16 protein-coding genes are annotated in these 17,079 nt (G+C 68.0%); 9 read left to right on the top strand and 7 right to left on the bottom strand.

Annotation, left to right across the window (positions count from 1 at the left end; translation table 11 throughout):
- Positions 1 to 159 precede the first annotated feature (159 nt).
- Entirely contained in the window at positions 160 to 1,401 is a 1,242-nt protein-coding gene (gene codA, locus HWX87_RS01475; protein WP_176045323.1) for a cytosine deaminase, read from the bottom strand.
- Between the two features lie 338 nt (positions 1,402 to 1,739).
- On the opposite strand from codA, the gene HWX87_RS01470 reads away from it, so the two are divergent.
- Both HWX87_RS01470 and HWX87_RS01465 read left to right on the top strand, forming a co-directional pair.
- Positions 1,740 to 2,882 (top strand): porin, encoded by a 1,143-nt coding sequence (locus HWX87_RS01470; RefSeq protein WP_176045322.1) that lies wholly within the window; start codon positions 1,740 to 1,742, stop codon positions 2,880 to 2,882.
- Between the two features lie 213 nt (positions 2,883 to 3,095).
- A complete protein-coding gene (locus tag HWX87_RS01465; protein ID WP_176045321.1) occupies positions 3,096 to 3,398 on the top strand; it encodes a DUF4148 domain-containing protein in 303 nt (100 codons plus the stop codon).
- A 100-nt stretch (positions 3,399 to 3,498) separates the two neighbouring features.
- Here HWX87_RS01465 and HWX87_RS01460 read toward each other — a convergent pair whose 3' ends face one another.
- Entirely contained in the window at positions 3,499 to 4,446 is a 948-nt protein-coding gene (locus HWX87_RS01460) for a LysR family transcriptional regulator (protein ID WP_176045320.1), read from the bottom strand.
- A 201-nt stretch (positions 4,447 to 4,647) separates the two neighbouring features.
- Between HWX87_RS01460 and HWX87_RS01455 the strand changes: the two genes are divergently transcribed.
- The gene (locus tag HWX87_RS01455) at positions 4,648 to 6,831 is read left to right on the top strand and encodes an FUSC family protein (RefSeq protein WP_176045319.1); all 2,184 of its coding nucleotides are present in this window, start codon (positions 4,648 to 4,650) and stop codon (positions 6,829 to 6,831) included.
- Positions 6,832 to 6,968: 137 nt separating this feature from the next.
- Positions 6,969 to 7,181: a hypothetical protein gene (locus tag HWX87_RS01450; RefSeq protein ID WP_034191451.1), complete on the top strand. Its 213-nt coding sequence runs from the start codon at positions 6,969 to 6,971 to the stop codon at positions 7,179 to 7,181.
- A gap of 168 nt (positions 7,182 to 7,349) precedes the next feature.
- On the opposite strand, the gene HWX87_RS01445 is transcribed toward HWX87_RS01450, so the two are convergent.
- Both HWX87_RS01445 and HWX87_RS01440 read right to left on the bottom strand, forming a co-directional pair.
- The gene (locus HWX87_RS01445; RefSeq protein ID WP_176045318.1) at positions 7,350 to 8,459 is read right to left on the bottom strand and encodes a P1 family peptidase; all 1,110 of its coding nucleotides are present in this window, start codon (positions 8,457 to 8,459) and stop codon (positions 7,350 to 7,352) included.
- 64 nt (positions 8,460 to 8,523) lie between these two features.
- Positions 8,524 to 9,930: an APC family permease gene (locus tag HWX87_RS01440; RefSeq protein WP_176045317.1), complete on the bottom strand. Its 1,407-nt coding sequence runs from the start codon at positions 9,928 to 9,930 to the stop codon at positions 8,524 to 8,526.
- A gap of 132 nt (positions 9,931 to 10,062) precedes the next feature.
- Here HWX87_RS01440 and HWX87_RS01435 point away from each other — a divergent pair, with 132 nt between their 5' ends.
- Together HWX87_RS01435 and HWX87_RS01430 are read left to right on the top strand one after the other, a co-directional pair.
- The gene (locus tag HWX87_RS01435) at positions 10,063 to 10,863 is read left to right on the top strand and encodes a helix-turn-helix transcriptional regulator (protein ID WP_176045316.1); all 801 of its coding nucleotides are present in this window, start codon (positions 10,063 to 10,065) and stop codon (positions 10,861 to 10,863) included.
- Between the two features lie 138 nt (positions 10,864 to 11,001).
- Positions 11,002 to 11,385 carry a hypothetical protein gene (locus HWX87_RS01430; RefSeq protein WP_176045315.1) on the top strand — a complete coding sequence of 128 codons (384 nt, stop codon included), beginning with the start codon at positions 11,002 to 11,004 and terminating at the stop codon, positions 11,383 to 11,385.
- A 72-nt stretch (positions 11,386 to 11,457) separates the two neighbouring features.
- On the opposite strand, the gene HWX87_RS01425 is transcribed toward HWX87_RS01430, so the two are convergent.
- A complete protein-coding gene (locus tag HWX87_RS01425) occupies positions 11,458 to 11,763 on the bottom strand; it encodes a panthothenate synthetase (RefSeq protein WP_176045314.1) in 306 nt (101 codons plus the stop codon).
- 188 nt (positions 11,764 to 11,951) lie between these two features.
- On the bottom strand, positions 11,952 to 13,391 hold the full coding sequence (locus HWX87_RS01420; RefSeq protein WP_176045313.1) for a cytochrome P450: 1,440 nt from the start codon (positions 13,389 to 13,391) through the stop codon (positions 11,952 to 11,954).
- Between the two features lie 87 nt (positions 13,392 to 13,478).
- Here HWX87_RS01420 and HWX87_RS01415 point away from each other — a divergent pair, with 87 nt between their 5' ends.
- Positions 13,479 to 14,414 (top strand): AraC family transcriptional regulator, encoded by a 936-nt coding sequence (locus HWX87_RS01415; protein ID WP_176045312.1) that lies wholly within the window; start codon positions 13,479 to 13,481, stop codon positions 14,412 to 14,414.
- A 7-nt stretch (positions 14,415 to 14,421) separates the two neighbouring features.
- On the opposite strand, the gene HWX87_RS01410 is transcribed toward HWX87_RS01415, so the two are convergent.
- Entirely contained in the window at positions 14,422 to 14,799 is a 378-nt protein-coding gene (locus tag HWX87_RS01410; protein ID WP_176045311.1) for a nuclear transport factor 2 family protein, read from the bottom strand.
- A 292-nt stretch (positions 14,800 to 15,091) separates the two neighbouring features.
- On the opposite strand from HWX87_RS01410, the gene HWX87_RS01405 reads away from it, so the two are divergent.
- Positions 15,092 to 15,976, top strand: a complete 885-nt coding sequence (locus HWX87_RS01405; protein WP_176045310.1) for a LysR family transcriptional regulator — start codon at positions 15,092 to 15,094, stop codon at positions 15,974 to 15,976.
- Positions 15,977 to 16,128: 152 nt separating this feature from the next.
- Positions 16,129 to 17,061: an AEC family transporter gene (locus HWX87_RS01400; RefSeq protein WP_176045309.1), complete on the top strand. Its 933-nt coding sequence runs from the start codon at positions 16,129 to 16,131 to the stop codon at positions 17,059 to 17,061.
- Positions 17,062 to 17,079 lie beyond the last annotated feature (18 nt).

Raw genomic sequence — 17,079 nt, 5'->3', positions numbered from 1 at the left:
CGAACGGGGATCGAAAAGACGGCGCGCAACATGCGCACCGTCGTCAGGACCGCATCGTAGGCCTGCGCCGATCATGAGACAAACGTATTTTTAGAATCGACTCATGCATTTCACGAATACATGAAATCGACCGGGCGCCGTGAGCCCCCGCGTTCCGCGTCAATCCGGATACGTCACGCGCTCCGGTTCGCGCCGCATGATCACCTTCCCATGGCGGACCGACAGCGTGGCCTTCGCTTGCCGCCGCACGGCTTCGTAGTCGCTTTCCGCGTCGAGCACGACGAGATTCGCCGGACGCCCGACCGCGATGCCGTAGCCGTCGCCGAGATGCATCGCCGTCGCGCTGTGGTCGGTCACGAAGTCGAGGCAGCGCTGCAGATCCTCGTAACCCATCATGTGGCAGATATGGAGGCCGGCATCGAGCACACGCAGGATGTTGCCGTTGCCGAGCGGATACCACGGATCCTTGATCGAATCCTGCCCGAAGCACACGTTGAGCCCGGCGCGGTCAAGCTCCGCGACGCGCGTGACGCCACGCCGCTTCGGGAACGTGTCGAAGCGGCCTTGCAGGTGGATGCTCTCGGTCGGGCACGAGATGAAGTTCAGGCCCGCGCGCTTCAGCAGCCGGAACAGCTTCGAGCAGTACGCGTTGTCGTACGAGCCCATCGCGGTCGTGTGGCTCGCGGTCACGCGCGCGCCCATCCCGCGCACGCGCGCCGCTTCGGCGAGCACTTCGAGAAAGCGCGAATGCGGGTCGTCGGTCTCGTCGCAATGCACATCGACGAGGCAGCCGGTGCGCTCCGCGAGATCCATCAGGAAGCCGATCGAGCTGACGCCCTGCTCGCGCGTGTTCTCGAAATGCGGAATCCCGCCGACGACGTCCGCGCCGAGGTCGATCGCCTGCTCCATCAGCGCGCGCCCGCCGTCGTACGACTCGATGCCTTCCTGCGGAAACGCGACGATCTGCAGGTCGATCAGCCCACGCGCCTCGTCCTTCACTTCCAGCATCGCCTTCAGCGCGGCGAGCGTCGGATCGGTCACGTCGACGTGCGTGCGCACGTGCTGGATCCCGTGGTCGCGCAGCATGCCGATCGCCGCATGCGCGCGCGTCTTGGTGTCCTCGTGCGTGATCGTCGCCTTGCGTTCGGCCCAGCGCTCGATCCCTTCGAACAGCGTGCCGCTCATGTTCCATGCCGGCTCGCCGGCCGTCAGCACCGCGTCGAGGTGGATATGCGGCTCGACGAGCGGCGGAATCGCGAGACGGCCGCCGCCGTCGATATCGCCGGGATTCGCCGGCGCGAGCGGCGCGGATTGCGCATCGACCCGCGCGATCGTGCCGCCGTCGATGCCGATCGTGAACAGGCCGTCGCGGCCACGCAGGCGTACGTTGAACAGATTCATGTGGAGGCCCCTTGTTGTATGCATGTCGACCGCCGCGCGATCTGCGTCGGCGGCCGTGCGATCCGGGTGACCAGTATGGATGAAAAGCATCGATGCGCGCACGCGCCGCGCATGTTGCATCGACACGACAACCGGGCCGCGCCGAACGGAAGCCGCGTGTCGGCCATCACGCGAAAACCGCCTGCCTCGGGTGCACGCGGCGCGACATGTCAGTTTTGTGAAGGACTCTTGCCGGATCCGGAAAGGTGCGCTCGCCGCGCCGGCGGCCTCGCACGCGCAGGGCATTCCTATACTTGCGCCGAACTTTTGATTCCCGTCCCACACGCAGGAGCCTCACCATGAAAAAAACCCTGATCGCCGGCGCATGCACCGCCACCCTGTTCGCGCCGCTCGCCCATGCGCAAAGCTCGGTCACGCTGTACGGCCTGATCGACGCCGGCATCGCGTACACCAACAACGTGAACGGCGCGTCGCAGTGGCGCATGGCCAGCGGCACGGTCAACGGCAGCCGCTTCGGCGTGCGCGGCACCGAGGATCTCGGCGGCGGCCTGAAGGCACTGTTCGTGCTCGAAAACGGCTTCAACGTCAACAACGGCGGTCTCGGCCAGGACGGCAAGCTGTTCGGCCGCCACGCATACATCGGCCTCAGCCAGGCCGGCTACGGCACGCTGACGCTCGGCCGCCAGTACGACACGATGGTCGACTTCGTCGCGCCGCTGTCCGCGACGGCCGGCGATTTCGGCGACGCGGGCTTCGCGCATCCGTTCGACAACGACAACCTGAATCACTCGCTGCGCATCAACAACGCGGTCAAGTACACGAGCGAGTCGCTCGCGGGCTTCAAGGTCGGCGCGATGTACGCGTTCTCCAACTCGACGAGCTTCAGCGCCAACCGCGCATACAGCGTCGCGGCGAGCTATACCAACGGCCCGCTGAAGCTGGCCGGCGCCTACCTGCAGATGAACGGCACCAAGGGCTCGACGAGCGCGAGCCCCGGCGCAACCGATTCGGCCGAAGCGAAGAGCGTGAGCCAGGGCGGCTGGTCGATCGGCTCGGACCGCATGCGCACGTACGGCGGCGGCGTCAGCTACGTGTTCGGCCCGGCGACGGTCGGCTTCGTCTATACGCGCTCGCAGTATGACAACACGGGCTCGTTCGGCTCCACCGGCCAGGTCGCGTTCAACAACTACGACGTGAACGTGCGCTATGCGGTCACGCCGGCCGTCAGCCTTGGCGCCGCCTACGTGTACACGGACGCCAGCGTGTCGAATCCCGACAGCAAGCACGGTACCGATCCGAAGTGGCACCAGGTCGACCTGCAGGCCGTGTACAAGCTGTCGCGCCGCACCGACCTGTACGCGGAAGCGATGGTTCAGCATGCGTCCGGCCGCGGCTATCAGGCGTTCATCAACACGTCGGGCGGCGCATCGAGCACGGCGAACCAGGTCGTCGGCACGATCGGCATGCGCACGCGCTTCTGACCTGTGCGATGCCGCGTCGCCCGCCCGCCACGAACGTGTATTCGCCCACGCGTTCGTTCGCCGCGGGCGACGCGCCAATGTTGTTCCATCTGGAAGGCAGCCTGCCGGGAATCGGGGTTTTTGTGCGTGCAGCCGCTACGTAGACTGGCGTCGAAGCTCGGGTCTTGCATCGCGCATCGATCCGGCCACCCACCCCGTATTCAGGAGAACCTCGTGAAATCGCTCGTCGTTACCGCCGCGGCTGCCGTCCTGCTTGCCGCACCGGCCCTGTCGTTCGCCCAGTCGGCCACGTCGCCCGTCACGCGCGCGCAGGTGCTGCAGGAACTGATCGATCTGGAGTCGGTCGGCTACAACCCGGCGCGCGGTGAAGCCGACAACTATCCGGAGGACATCATGGCCGCGCAGCAACGGTTGCAGGCGAAGCGTCTCGCCGAGCACAAGGCGGCGCAGGCCGCGTACGGCCCGGCCGGCCAGCCGGCAACCGAATCGGGCGCGACCGCGAAGCCCGCGCCGTGATGGCGTGACGAAGCGCCTCGCCCGCGTCCGCGGGCAAGGCATGTATCGCTCGTGCGTGAAGAAGCCGGAAAGAAACGACGCGCCAGGCAGCGCCCGGCGTTCAGGCGGCCTGCGGTTCGCGATCGATCGCGTTCAGCATCTCGACGTCGCGCGCGATCATTCCCGGCACCTGGGCACGCAGCATCTCGACCCAGGTCCGCACCTTCGCATCGACGAAGCGACGCGACGGATACAGCGCGTACACGTTCATCTTCTGCAGGATGTGCGCGGGCAGCACGCGAACGAGCGTGCCGTCGCGCAACGCGTCGATCGCGGAGTACAGCGGCAGCATGCCGATCCCGATGCCGTCGCGGATCGCGAGCGCGAGCGATTCGGCCGTATTGGTCTGCACCGGCCCCGCGACGTGGATCTGCTCGACGCCCTCGGGCCCTTCGAGCACCCACTCGTGCGTCGGAAACGCGGGCGTACACAGCGTCAGGCACGCGTGCGCGGCGAGATCCTGCGGACGGGCCGGCACGCCGTGCCGTTTCACATAGTCGGGCGACGCGCACAGGATGCTGAACGTCGAGCCCAGCAGGTGCGACACGAGTTCCGAATCGGGCAGCGACGACGCGGTCACGACGGCCATGTCGCTCGTGCCGTCGAACAGGTCGGGCATGCGCTGCGACAGCGACAGCTCGATCGACACGTCCGGGAACTGCGCGTGATAGCGCGTCAGCGCGGGCAACACGTAGTGATGCCCGACGCTCGCGAAACTGTGCATGCGCAACACGCCGGCCGGCCGTTCGTGCGCGCAACTCGCCTCTTCTTCCGCGCGGTCGACGTCGGCGAGGATCTGGCGGCAGCGCCGCAGATAGCTTTCGCCGGCCGACGTGAGCGCGAGACGGCGGGTCGAGCGATTCATCAGACGGGTGCGCAGTCGCGCCTCGAGTTCCGACACCGCGCGTGACATCGCGCCCGTCGTCGAATTCAGCGATTGCGCAGCGGCAGTGAAGCTGCCCGTCTCGACGACGCGCGAAAACACCCGCATGTTTTGTAGGGTATCCATTCCTGTGAGCAACCTGTAGCGGAACCGCTATTTTCCTCCACTGGATGCGACAGATTGTTACTCCGGCTGCAACTATCGTTTCCCCGCAGCTGCGTTAATGCACGGGCGCCGCGCTCCTACAATCGGCGCCTCACCAGTCGAACGGACCCGTTCGGATGTGCCGCGGCACCGTGCCCGGCCCCGTACCGGCCCCCTCTTTTCATGAAGCCACAACCTGCGATCGAGCAACCTTCCATCGAACCGGCACGATGGAGGACATGGCTCGATCCGCTCGGCGACGCGGCGCGCGACTGGGCCGCGAGCGACGGGCTGATCTGGCTGCACCTCGCGAAAACCGTGCTCGCGGCGCTGCTCGCGATGGGCATCGCGATGCGTCTCGAGATGTCGCAGCCGCGCACGGCGATGACGACCGTGTTCGTGCTGATGCAGCCGCTGTCGGGGATGGTGTTCGCGAAGAGTTTCTACCGCGTGCTCGGCACGGCGGCCGGCCTCGTCGCCGCGCTCGCGCTCGGCGGGTTGTTCGCGCAGCAGCCCGAGCTGTACATGGCCGGTATCACGCTGTGGATCGGCGGCTGCATCGCGCTCGCGGTGCGCAACCGCCATTTCCGCTGGTACGGCTTCGTGCTCGCCGGCTATACGGCTGCGCTGATCGGCTTGCCGGCCGTGATGACGCCGCAGACGCTGTTCCAGTCCGCGCTCACGCGCGCCGCGGAAGTCGCGCTCGGCATCGCGTGCTCGGGCGCGGTCAGCGCGCTGATCCTGCCGCTCAGCTCCGCGAAGGCGCTGATGCGCTCGCTGGGCATCCGCCATGCAACGTTCGCGACGTTCACGGCCGGTGCGCTCGCGGGCGACGTCGCGCGCGGCGATTTCGAGCGGCGCTTCGCCGATTTCGTCGACGACATCGTCGGCTTCGAGGCCAATCGTGCGTTCGCGTCGTTCGAGGATCCTCACATTCGCGCGCGCAGCCGCCGGCTCGCACGGCTGAACAGCGAGTTCATGAATGCGTGCACGCGGCTCCATGCGCTGCACCAGCTCGTCAAACGCCTGCGCGCGAACCATTCGGACGCGGTGCTCGATGCGCTCGCGCCGCATGTCGACGCGCTCGCGCTGCGATTCGCGGCACTGCGCGACGAGCGGCAGCACGGCGTCACGCCGGCCACCGGCGCGCTGCTCGAACTGCGCCGTTTCCACAGCGCGTTGCCGAAAGCCGCCCGTGCGTCGCGGCGCACCATCGAAGCGCATGCGGCCGGCGGCCTGCTCGACTTCGACACCGCGATCGAACTGCTGTACCGCTTCATCGGCGAGTACCTCGGCTACGCCGATACGTACGCGTCGCTCGACCAGGACGATCATGCGTTCGAGCGCTCCGTCACGCATTACGCGGTGAAGACCAATTCGTTCTTCGTCGGCTTCGCGTTCCTGCGCACGATCGTCGCCGTCGGCGCGATGAGCGCGTTCTGGATCGCGTCGGAATGGCCGAGCGGCCCGCTCGCCGTGATCGCCACCGCGATCGCGTGCGCACTCAGCTCGACGTCGCCGCGCGCACCGAAGTTCGTCGCGCAGATGAGCGTCGGCGCGGCGTTCGCGACGGCCGTCGGCTACGGGTTCCTGTGCTACGTGTATCCGAACATCGACGGCTTCCCGCTGCTGTGCGCGACGCTCGCGCCGGTACTCGGCCTCGGTGCCTTCCTTGCCATGCGGCCCGGCCTGTCCGGCTACGGGATCGGCTTCGCGGTGTTCTTCTGCCTGCTCGCAGGCCCCGACAACGCGATCGCGTATACGCCCGAAGTGCTGATCAACAACGGGCTGGCGATCGTCATCGCGATGCTCGCGTGCTCGCTCGTGTTCGCGGTCGTATTCCCCACTCACATGCCATGGCTCACGGGCCGCATCGCGCACGACCTGCGCCGCCAGGTCACGCTCGCGTGCGAAGGCGCGCCGGACGGTCTCGCGCAGCGTTTCCAGTCGAGTACGCACGACTTGATGGCGCAACTGCGCACGCTGCTCGTGCGGCGGACACGGCAGCACCGCGACGCCATGCGCTGGATGCTGTCGACACTCGAGGTCGGCCATGCGGTGATCGACCTGCGCGACGAACTGGAGGCGTTCAGTGCATCGAAACCGCCGCAGACGCTGCGCTGGACCGCGTCGATCGATGCGGTGCTGAAAGAGTTGCCGCGCTTCTTCGACGATCCGACGCCCGGCCATCACGCCCGCACGCTGAAATCGGTGAATCTCGCGATCCGCGCGGCGCAGCACACGCTGCAGGCGTGGTACGCGGTGCCCGATGCGCGCCGGAGCATGCAGCGGATCGTCGGCTGCCTGCATTTCATGCGCAGCGCGCTGCTGGACAAGGATGCGCCGTTCAACCGGCACCGCCATTGAGAATCGGTGCGGGCGCAACGGGATCCTTGTTCCGGATGGAAATAAGCTCTACAGCCCCGGTGATTAATCTTTAAGCAGTGCGAGCCTATAGTTTCCTCACTGCCAGCGAGACTGGCACTCACCCAGGAGAAACCAAAATGAAGCCGCTTCACCTCGCCCTCGTTGCCCTGTCGCTCACCGCTGCTGTCGCCCACGCACAGCCGGCACCGGCAGACGCCGCACCGCAACAGGCGAACCGCGCCGAAGCCGTCAAGGCCGCGGGCCGTGTCGATCGTTCGCAATCGAAGCAGGAAGACCCGAACGCCTGTGTCGGCCCGGTCAGCTTCTGCAACATCTACTTCGGCAGCTGAGCATGACGCCGCGTCGTTACGGCCAGGCCCGCATCGCCCGCATTGCATGCATCGCATGCGCGGGCGGACGGCGGACCGGTCGATCGCGGCCCGACCGATCGCGGCCCGACCGATCCCCGCATCGCCGCCCCGTTCCACGCCGCTTCATTTGAAGCGGCGCTTGCCGTTTCAGGCGCCGCGCCCCGGCCGCCATCCCACTTCGCGCAACGCATCCAGCAAGCGCGCCTGCCCGAGCCCTTCGACCCGCGCACCGCGCGATTCGACGTCGCCGCCCGCGACCAGCGCATTCACGATCGCCTCCTCCACCGCTTCCGCCGCCGCGACGAACAGCGCGGAAATATGGTCGTTGTTGACCATCTGCACGCCGGTGGTCGGTGCGCCCTTGCTGCCGTAGTTCGCCGCCGGCAGGCCGTCGTTGCCCGTTGCAAACGCCAGGAAGATGTCGCCGCTCGAATCCTCGGTGCCGCCACCAACGCGTGCGAGCCCGACGCTCGCGCGCTGCGCGAGGCGCGTGCATTGATGCGGCAGAAGCGGCGCATCGGTCGCGATCGTCACGACGATCGAGCCCATGCCGGCCTCGCCCTTCGCGTCAGGCGCGCGGAACGGCGAATGCACATGCCCCAGCACTTCGCCGACCGGGTAGCCGGCGACGCGCAGCATCTCGCGCACACCGTAGTTCGCCTGGACGAGTGCGCCGACGGTCCAGCCGCCCGCGTCGGCCGCGAGCACGCGCGACGCGGTGCCGATGCCGCCCTTGAACTCGTGGCAGATCATCCCGGTGCCGCCGCCCACGCCGCCTTCCGCAACCGGCCCCGACTGCGCGGCGGCCAGCGCGCGCTGCACATGCGCGGCGCTCACATGCTGCCCCCAGATGTCGTTCAGCAGCCCGTCGTAAGTTTCCATCACGACCGGCATGCACCAGTAAACGCGGCCGGCCGCCGCTTCGCGCTCGTTCGCGACGAGCGCGTCGCGCACCGCACCGACGCTGTGCGTGTTCGTATAGGCGATCGGCGTCGTCAGCAGGCCGGCCTCGCGGATCCATTCAAACCCGGTCGCGTCGCCGTTGCCGTTCAGCACGTGCACGCCCGCGAAGCACGGCGAATCGTGCGCGGCGCCCGCGCGCGGCTCGATGACGGTCACGCCGGTGCGGATCGATGCGTCGCCGTTCTCGACGTTCAGCGTGCAATGTCCGACCCGCACGCCCGGTACGTCCGTGATCGCGTTGAAGCGGCCCGGCGTGCCGAGTCCGATGCGGATGCCGAGATCCCTCGTGCGCATGATGCAGTTCCTCCAGTCTTTCAGTGGTTCGGTATGTCGATGTTGCAAGGTGTCGATCCGGCGCTCAGAGCGCACGGAACGCTTCGCTGTGGCGTGCCCACACCCCGTACATCACGAGTGCCGCGACCAGCAGCCCCGCGATGATGACGAGGTCCGTCGATTTCGTTGCCGTCGCCAGCGTCGTGTACAGCGTGTAGGCCGCGCCCACCACCGCGACGAGCGGCGTCACGGGCCACAGCGGCATCCGGTAATGATGCTCGACGTCGCGGCGCACGAACCGGCTCGCGAGCGCGGCCAGCCCGACGACCAGGTAGATCAGCAGCAGCAGGTCGACCGTGAACGCGGTCAGCTCGTCGAGGCTCGACACGAACACGAGCCCCGCCGACGGCACCGCCAGCGCGATCGTCGCAAGCCACGGCGATTCGAGACGCGGATGGATCGTCGAGAACGCGCGGTTGCAGGTGCGCGACCAGAGCGCATGCCGGCCGCTGCTGTACAACAGGCGGCCCATCGTGATCACGATCGCGATGATCGCATTGAACACCGACAGGAAGATCCCGCCGCTGACCACGCGCGACACCGCCGGGTTGCTCAGCGAGCGCACCACATAGCCGATCGGGTCGGCACTCTTCGTCAGTTCCGTCAGCGACGGCGCGCCGAGCACGATCGCGGTGAGCGGCACCAGTTCGACGACGAGGATCACGAGCAGCGAATAGATCACCGCCTTCGCGACATTGCGGTTGCCGCCGCGCAGGTCTTCCGCGAGATACGCGGCCGAGCCGAAGCCGTTGTAGCAGAAGATCGCGGTGCCGATCGCCGGCACGATGGCCGCGAGCGTCGCCGGCACGAGCGCGTTGCCGCTCGCGACGACCGGCGCGATCAGCACGTCGGCGCCGCGATGCGGCGAACCGAAGCCGAGCCCTGCAATCAGCATCAGCACGCCGATCTCGACGACCAGGAACGCGCCGGTGATCCACGCGTTCGTCTTGATGTTCAGCATGCCGAGCAGATAGCTGAGCAGCACGATCGTCAGCGCGACCGACTGGTTGCTGAAGTGCGTGCCGAGCGCGTTATTCAGGTATGGCGCGGCGCCGCTCGCGAGCACGGCCGGAATGAACACGCTGACGGACAGCACCGTGATGAAGGTGAGATAGCCGGGCAGCGTGCCGAACACGCGTTTGGCCATCACGTACTCGCCGCCCGCGCTGCGGTGTGCGGCGCTGAGCTCCGCGTAGCAAAGCGCAAATGCGAGCGCAAGCACGCCGCCGAGCACGAACGACAGCACGGCGCCGCTGCCCGCCTGCTGGATCGCGAACGGCGCGATCACGAAGATCGAGCTTGCTGGTGTCACACCCGATACGGTGATCATCACCACGTCGCGCACGCTGAGCGTCTGCGACAGCGCGCGCGGCGCGTCCTCCGTGGCAGGTACCGCTTGCACGGTGCCCGTCGATTCCGACATCATCGCCATTTCGTTCTCCTGTGCTCCTTTGCTGCTCTTTTTTGAACACCCATACTCGGGCCCGATTGATTGCCTGGCAGTCTAGGAAGCCAATTTCAGGACCGCTATTCCCCCTTCGTGTTACGCCCTTCCGGTGGTGGTATGGATCGTCTCTTTTCCGAAATCGCGATGCACCAGGCGCTTGGCCGCGCAATCGATCATCTCGGCCAGCCGCGCTTCTGGCGGTTCCTGGTGCTGCTGCTCAATGAAATGGTGCCGTTCGACAACGCGCTCGCGACCGCGGTCGGCCGCGACGGCGTGCCGCTCGTGCTCGACGAATACGACGCGGGCGGCACCGACGCAGCGTCGCCCGTGCCGCTCTACCTGAACGGCGTGTATCTGCTCGACCCGTTCCTGCAGGCCGCGCACGACGGGCTCGCCGACGGCTGCTACCGGCTCGAGGAAGTCGCGCCCGACCTGTTCCGGCAAAGCGAATATTTCCTCAGCTACTTCCGCGATGCGGTCGGCGACGACGAGATCCAGATCCTCGTGCGGCCGAGCGCCGACACGCTGCTGTCGCTGTCGCTCGGCGCGACCGCGCGCTTCGACGTCGAGCCGCTCGGCAAGCTGACGGCCGCGATGCCGTGGGTGCTCGCGGCGATGCGGCAGCACTGGCGGCTGGTAGGCGACGCCGCACGCGCGACGCCCGATGCCGATCTCGGCGCGCGCGTCGAGCAGGCGCTCGCACGTTTCGGCGCGGGTGTGCTGACCGACCGCGAGATGTCGATCGCGAGAATGGTGCTGCGCGGCAATTCGTCGAAGGCGATCGCCGAGCGGCTGGCCATCTCACCCGAAACGGTGAAGGTGCATCGGCGCCATCTGTACGCGAAGCTCGGGATTTCGTCGCAGCCCGAGCTGTTTTCGCGATTCATCCAGGCGCTGGGGGAAGACGCAGCCGGGTGATCGCCTCGATCGGCACGGATGGCAACAGGCGCGGAATCGGGCACTATCCGTCAAGTGCCGCATGCCTGGGTCGTTTGCTGACGCCGATGCGGACGCCCGATCGACCACACGATTGCCCCAGAACAGGAATCCCGACTCATGTCACTCATTCCGATCATTGGAATTGGCTGGCTGGTTCTATGCGCGATCAGCGCCGCATCGCTCGTGCTCGTGCCGCCGGTGGTGCTGATCGCCTGCCTGATGGGCAAGGACATCTGGTCGATCCTGACCCGCGGCCGCCTGCAGTTCGCGTTCCTGGCCTACCTGGGCTCCGCGCCGGTGCCGGCGGTCTTCACGTTCCTGCTGGAAATCGCTGCCACGGCCGGGAATCACGGTGGCACGGCGTCCGCCAGCGAGTATCAATGGAACGAGCGGTTCTTTTTCGTGTTCGTCGTCGCGGCGGCACTGAGCGGGCTGTTGTTGATATTGCGACCGAAAAGCCCTCAAGCGGAAAACATCGAGCCGTCGCAGCCTGCGCGATAGTCGGCGCGCGAGCGCCGCACCATGCGTCCCGCCCGGTCGTCGAGCGGGAGCACGGACATGCGCTGCTTCCCGCTACTTCCACTTCGCGCCGATTTGCGCGAGCCCGGCGTTGCGGAGATCGTCCGGCAACATCACCACGCGGAACTCGCAGTCTGCATTCAACATCAGGAACCACGGCTCCGCGAGCGCCGGGATCTGCGACGGATCATCCAGATTGACGATCACGACCGCCCCGCGCCCGCCGTTCTGCTCCGTGAAATACACGGCCTCCGGCTTGACCGCTTCGAGTATTCGCGCGATCACGTCGCCGACGCTGCCGTCGCGCACCAGCGTGTTGAACGGCTCGTGAGGGATTCGTATGTTGAGAAGCATGCGCATGACCATCCTCCTTGGGCTCCGCCCGGCTTGGGCCCTTCAAGCATAGGTGCTGCGCGATGCCGCGCCAGTGGCGCCGAAGGCATTTGCCGGCACGCAGTCACATTCCGACGATTCGATGACACCGCATCGCGCGAACGGCAATCGTTCGCGCGATGCAGGCCGGGCCGAATCGACCGTTCATGCCTCCATCATTCGGAGCCCGCATCGGCCGCCAGCCCCGTCGGCGCGATCGCCAGATGCAACGCCTGCTGCGGCCGCAGCGTGACGTTCAGCACCTCGCGCGGCGGCGTCATGCCGGGCGGCACCGACAACACGTAGCGCTGCAGCACCATTGCAGCCACAACCGTCATCTCCGTCATCGCCAGATGCTGCCCGAGACACACGCGCGGGCCGGTGCCGAACGGCATGTACGCGCCGCGCGGCAGTGCCGGCGCATCGTCGGCGAAGCGCTCCGGGCGGAACGTATCGGGCTCCGGGAACCATCGCGGATCGCGCTGCATCAGTTGCAGCGGCAGCATGAACAGCGTGCGCGCGGGAAACTGCCACGCGCCCAGCGCGATCGGCCGCGATGCGCGACGGCTGATCAGGATCGGCGCGGACGGATACAGGCGCAGCGTTTCGTCGAGTGTCTGCGACAGGTAGCGCAACGACGAGCGCGTCTCCGCGGACGGCGCGCGACCGCCCAGCACGCGGGACACTTCGTCGCGCGCGGCGGCTTGCACGGCCGGGTTCGCGGCCATGCACCAGGCCCACCAGGTCAGCGCCCCGGCGGTCGTCTCGTGACCGGCCAGGAACGCCGTCACGCATTCGTCGTGCACGGCCTGCAGCGGCCATTTCCGCGCATCCGTCCGATGCAGCCGCAACAGGCGCGACAGCAGATCGTCGGGCCAGGCATGCTCGGGCCGGTCCAGGCGCGTATGCAGTTGCCGGTCGATCAGCCCTTTCAGCACCGCCATCGCGCGTGCCGTGCGGTGCTTCCACGGCACCCAGTTCGGCGTGTTCACCGGCTGGTAGAACGCCGCGTTGGCCGCGGCGCTCACCACGCGCACGGCCTCCTCGGCTGCGCGCGCATCGTCGCCGATCGTATCGGAGAACATCGTGCGCATGATCACGTCCATCGCCAGCGACGTCAGCGCGCTTTCGATCGGCCAGTCCGGATCGCGCGCGGGCCATTGCGCGAGGGCATGACCGGCCGTCGCCGCGATCGCCGGAACGAACGCCTGAACCGGCTTCGGCATGAAATTCGGCTGCAGCGCCTGCCGCTTGTCGCGCCACGCGTCGCCTTCCGCGACCAGCACGCTGTGGCCGTGGACCTGCGCGAACACGCGGGTGGCGCGCTCCCAGCGCCCGAGCGCATCGTGATGCGTGACCAGCAGCTCGCGCACGAGCGCCGGATCGGTCACGGCCACGGCATGCTCGGGCCACACGCGCAAGTGCACGACATCGCCGTAGGTGCGCTGCCAGCCGCCAAGCGTGCCGATCAGGTCGCGCGACATCGTGCGAAGCAACCCCCAACCCGTCAGGCCGGCGGGCGGCCCCGGCGGCCATACGCCGGGCGGGTGAAGCACGGGCGCCGGCGCAGCGGCGCCCGCGTGGAAGGGACATTGGGAAGAGGATCGTGTGTTCATGCGCCGGATTCTCCGCATCGGCGCGCGAGCGGTCTTGAACGCAAACGACATCGACACGCGTCGGAGCGGTCCCTATACTGCGGCGTCATGTTCTCCGGCCCGCCATCGATTCCGCCGTCCTGTCCCGATCCGCTTGCCCGCGCGCCCCGCGTCGCGGGTGGCGTGCGGTCGCCGCATGCGCGATTGCATCCCGCACCGGCCGCGCTGCAAGGCGCGGTGGTCGCGATCGTCCTGTGCGACACGCGCGGCGTCGCATTGAGCGACGCGCAACGGCTTTCGCACTTTCCGGCCACGCCGCTCGTCTGCGTGTCGTGGTACCGGGATCTCGACGTCGGCTTCATCGAACCCTCGCCCGACGGCCCGCAATGGCGCCCCTTCGGCGCGACGGCGACGCTGTCGGGCAGCCATTCGGCGCCCACCGTCGCGTGGGCGCCGACGGGCGGGCTGATCGGCATGATCTGTTTCACCGCCGATGCCGCGCGAACGTTGTTCGGCATCGCGCTGCCGGAGATCCACGACCGCGTGCTCGACGCGCACGCGTGCCTCGGCCGCGACTGGCATCCGCTGCTCGATGCACTGATCGGCGCGGATCGCGACGCCGACGTGCTGGCCGCGATCGATCGCCATCTGGCGCCTCGCTGGCAGGCGCTGCGGCCCGCGACGGCGCTGTCGTCGCTCCGCAACGCGGGGCGCAGCTGGGTCGAGCGCCTCGCGCTGCAGGCGCGCGAGTGGCGCGGCACGCACAGCCCGCGTCAGGTCGAACGGCGTATCAAGACCTACAGCGGCCGGTCGCTGCGCGAATGGCAGGCGCTCGTCAGGACGGAAAGCGCGTTCTTCGCGGCGCGCGACCGGTTCGAAGCCGGCGCCGCGTTCAACTGGGCCACGCTGGCGCTGGACGAAGGATTCGCCGACCAGGCCCACCTGAGCCGCGAGGTCAAGCGCATCACGGGATTCTCGCCGAGCGAATTCACGCAGCGCTTCATCGACGACGAATCGTTCTGGATGTACCGGCTGTGGGTGTAGTCCGCGCTCAACCGCGCGGTTCGACGCACTCGCCGTCACGCGCATCGTGCGGCACATTCCAGCCGAAATACACCTCGGCCTCGACGATCCGTCCATCGCGGACACGCAACCGCTCCGCATTCCGGAACTGCTTGCCGTCACGCGTTTCGGCCTCGTACACGACGAATACGTGATCGCCGTGCGCGACGACGTCGATGAAGTCGAAGCGCATGAGCATCGCGCTGTTCGGCCAGCAGCGCGCGAAATAGGTGTCGCGGTCGAGCCGGTTGTCGAGCGGGCTCGTGAAATGAAAATCCGGCGCAATCAGCGCTTCAATCGCGTCGCGGTCCTTGTCGGCGTATGCGCGGTAGCACGCACGCGCCACGTCGCCGGGATTCGGCAGCATCGTCGGGCCCTCCTTCAACGATCGGCGCAAGCGTCGCTCGCGTCGCTTCGGATAGTGCGGCGGAACACGCCCGGCGGCAACCACCCCGACGAGCGTCACCGCGGGCAACCCCCGCGCGTGCCGTGGCACGCCGGCGCTGCCACGGTTGCCCGATTCGGCGGCCACGGGCATGATGTCCGCGAACTTGCCGGTTGGATTGCCCGCTTGCGCATCCCGCCGGGTTCACCGCCTTCCTGCGGCCCGTCACGCGAGCAACCCGCATGCCGGCCCTGCCGCTCACGCCACTCCGCCCATGTCACTACGCGCCTTCAGAACACTGGTCGCCATCGCCCGATACCGGACCTTCGTGCGCGCCGGCGAAGCCATCGGCCTCACGCAATCGGCGGTGAGCCTGCAGATCAAGACGCTCGAAAGCGAATACAACGTGCAGCTGTTCGATCGGTCGCGCCGGCAGCCGGTGCTGACCGAAGCCGGCAATATCCTGCTCGCGCAGGCCGAGCAGGTGCTCGCGATGGTCGACCGGATTCCCGATGCGCTCAGCGACGAGAAGAAGCTCGTCGGCCGCCTGCGGATCGGCGCGATCCAGACCGCGCTGTCCGGCCCGCTGCCCGACGCGCTGCTCGCGCTGCGCGCCGCGCATCCGTCGTTGCGTGTGCACGTATCGGCCGGCATGTCGGCCGAGTTGGCGAACCGCGTCGCGGCCGGCGAACTCGATGCGGCGATCACGACGCGCCCCGTGCGTCCGCATCCGGCCGAATTGACGTGGACCACGCTGTACGAGGACCGTTTCTGGCTGCTCGCGCCGCCCGACCATGCGGAACGCGACGCGGGCGCGCTGCTCGACGCGCTGCCGTTCATCCGCTTCGATGCGCAGGCGTGGGCCGGCCGCATGATCGCCGCCGAGCTGCGCCGCATCGGCGTGCGCGTCCGTGAAGAGATGGTGCTGGACAGCGCGGAGACGATCGCGCGCATGGTGGCGCGCGGGCTCGGCGCGGCGATCGTCGCGCTCCCCGATTCGACGCTCGCGCGCTTGCCGCCCGTCACGCGCTTGCCGTTCGGCCAGCCGCAGATGGGCCGCGCGGTCGTGCTGCTCGAACACCAGTCGCGCCCGGCCGAACGTTTCGCGCGTGCGCTGGCCGCCGAAGTCACGGCGTCATCGATGAGAATTTCTCATTGAACACCCGATAATTAACAATTATTCCTGTTGCTTGTGCGTGTTAACTTGGCGGCATCGTCACTCTTTCGATTGCGTGTCGCCATGTTGCCCGCCGGATGGATTCCCGCCTCGCTTCGCCACCGTTCCCGCGTAACCCGCGCGAAGGCGCGCCGATGATCGGCCCGATCCTGCTCGCGCTGGCGCCGGTCGCGCTGCTGGTCGCGTTCGGTCACGGCCTGCGGCGCACGGGCTTCATCGCCGACGCGTTCTGGCCGCAGGCCGAGCGGCTGTGCTACTACGTGCTGCTGCCCGCGCTGTTCGCGGACGGCCTCGCGAACGCGCGGCTGCAATCGCTGCCCGTTTTACCGCTCGCGGCAGCGCTGGTCGGTTCGACCGCACTCGCCGCGGCGCTTCTCCTGCTGGTCCGCCCGTTCGTGCGGGTCGACGGCGCCGGCTTCACGTCGGTGTTCCAGGGCGCCGTGCGCTTCAACAACTATGTCGGCACCGCGCTGGCCGCCGGGCTGTTCGGCGCAAAAGGCATCGCGCTCGCGGCCGTGTGCGTCGCGGCGATCGTTCCGACCGTCAACCTGATGTGCGTGCTGGTATTCGCGCGCTATGGCGACATGCGGCTCGGCGCGGGCGCGCTCGCCCGGCAGATCCTGTCGAACCCGCTCGTCGTCGCGTGCGTACTCGGGATCGCGATGCAGGCCGGCGGCGTCGCGTTCCCGGCGGCCGTCGAGCCGGCCGTGCGCGCGCTCGGCGCTGCGTCGATGCCGCTCGGCCTGCTGTGCGTCGGCGCGGCGCTGAAATTCGATGCGGCGCGGGCGTGGCTGCGGCCCGTGTGCGTCGCGTCGGCGTTCAAGTTCCTGGCGATGCCGCTCCTCACGCTCGCGGCCGGTCGCGCAGTCGGGCTCGGCGACGCGGCGCTGACGGTCGCGCTGCTGTTCCAGGCGCTGCCGACGTCGTCGGCGTCGTACATCATGGCGCGCCAGCTCGGCGGCGATGCGCCGCTGATGGCCGGCATCACCGCGTTCCAGACGATCGCCGCGGCACTCGCGATGCCGGTCGTGCTGACCGCGCTCGCGTCGGCGCCCGCGTTTCGCTGACGGCGCCGCGCCCGGTCC

The organism is Burkholderia sp. BCC1644, from assembly GCF_902833225.1.
Taxonomy (GTDB): domain Bacteria; phylum Pseudomonadota; class Gammaproteobacteria; order Burkholderiales; family Burkholderiaceae; genus Burkholderia.
The sequence above is the reverse complement of the archived record's forward strand: the minus strand, read 5'-3'. Positions and strand labels throughout refer to the sequence as shown.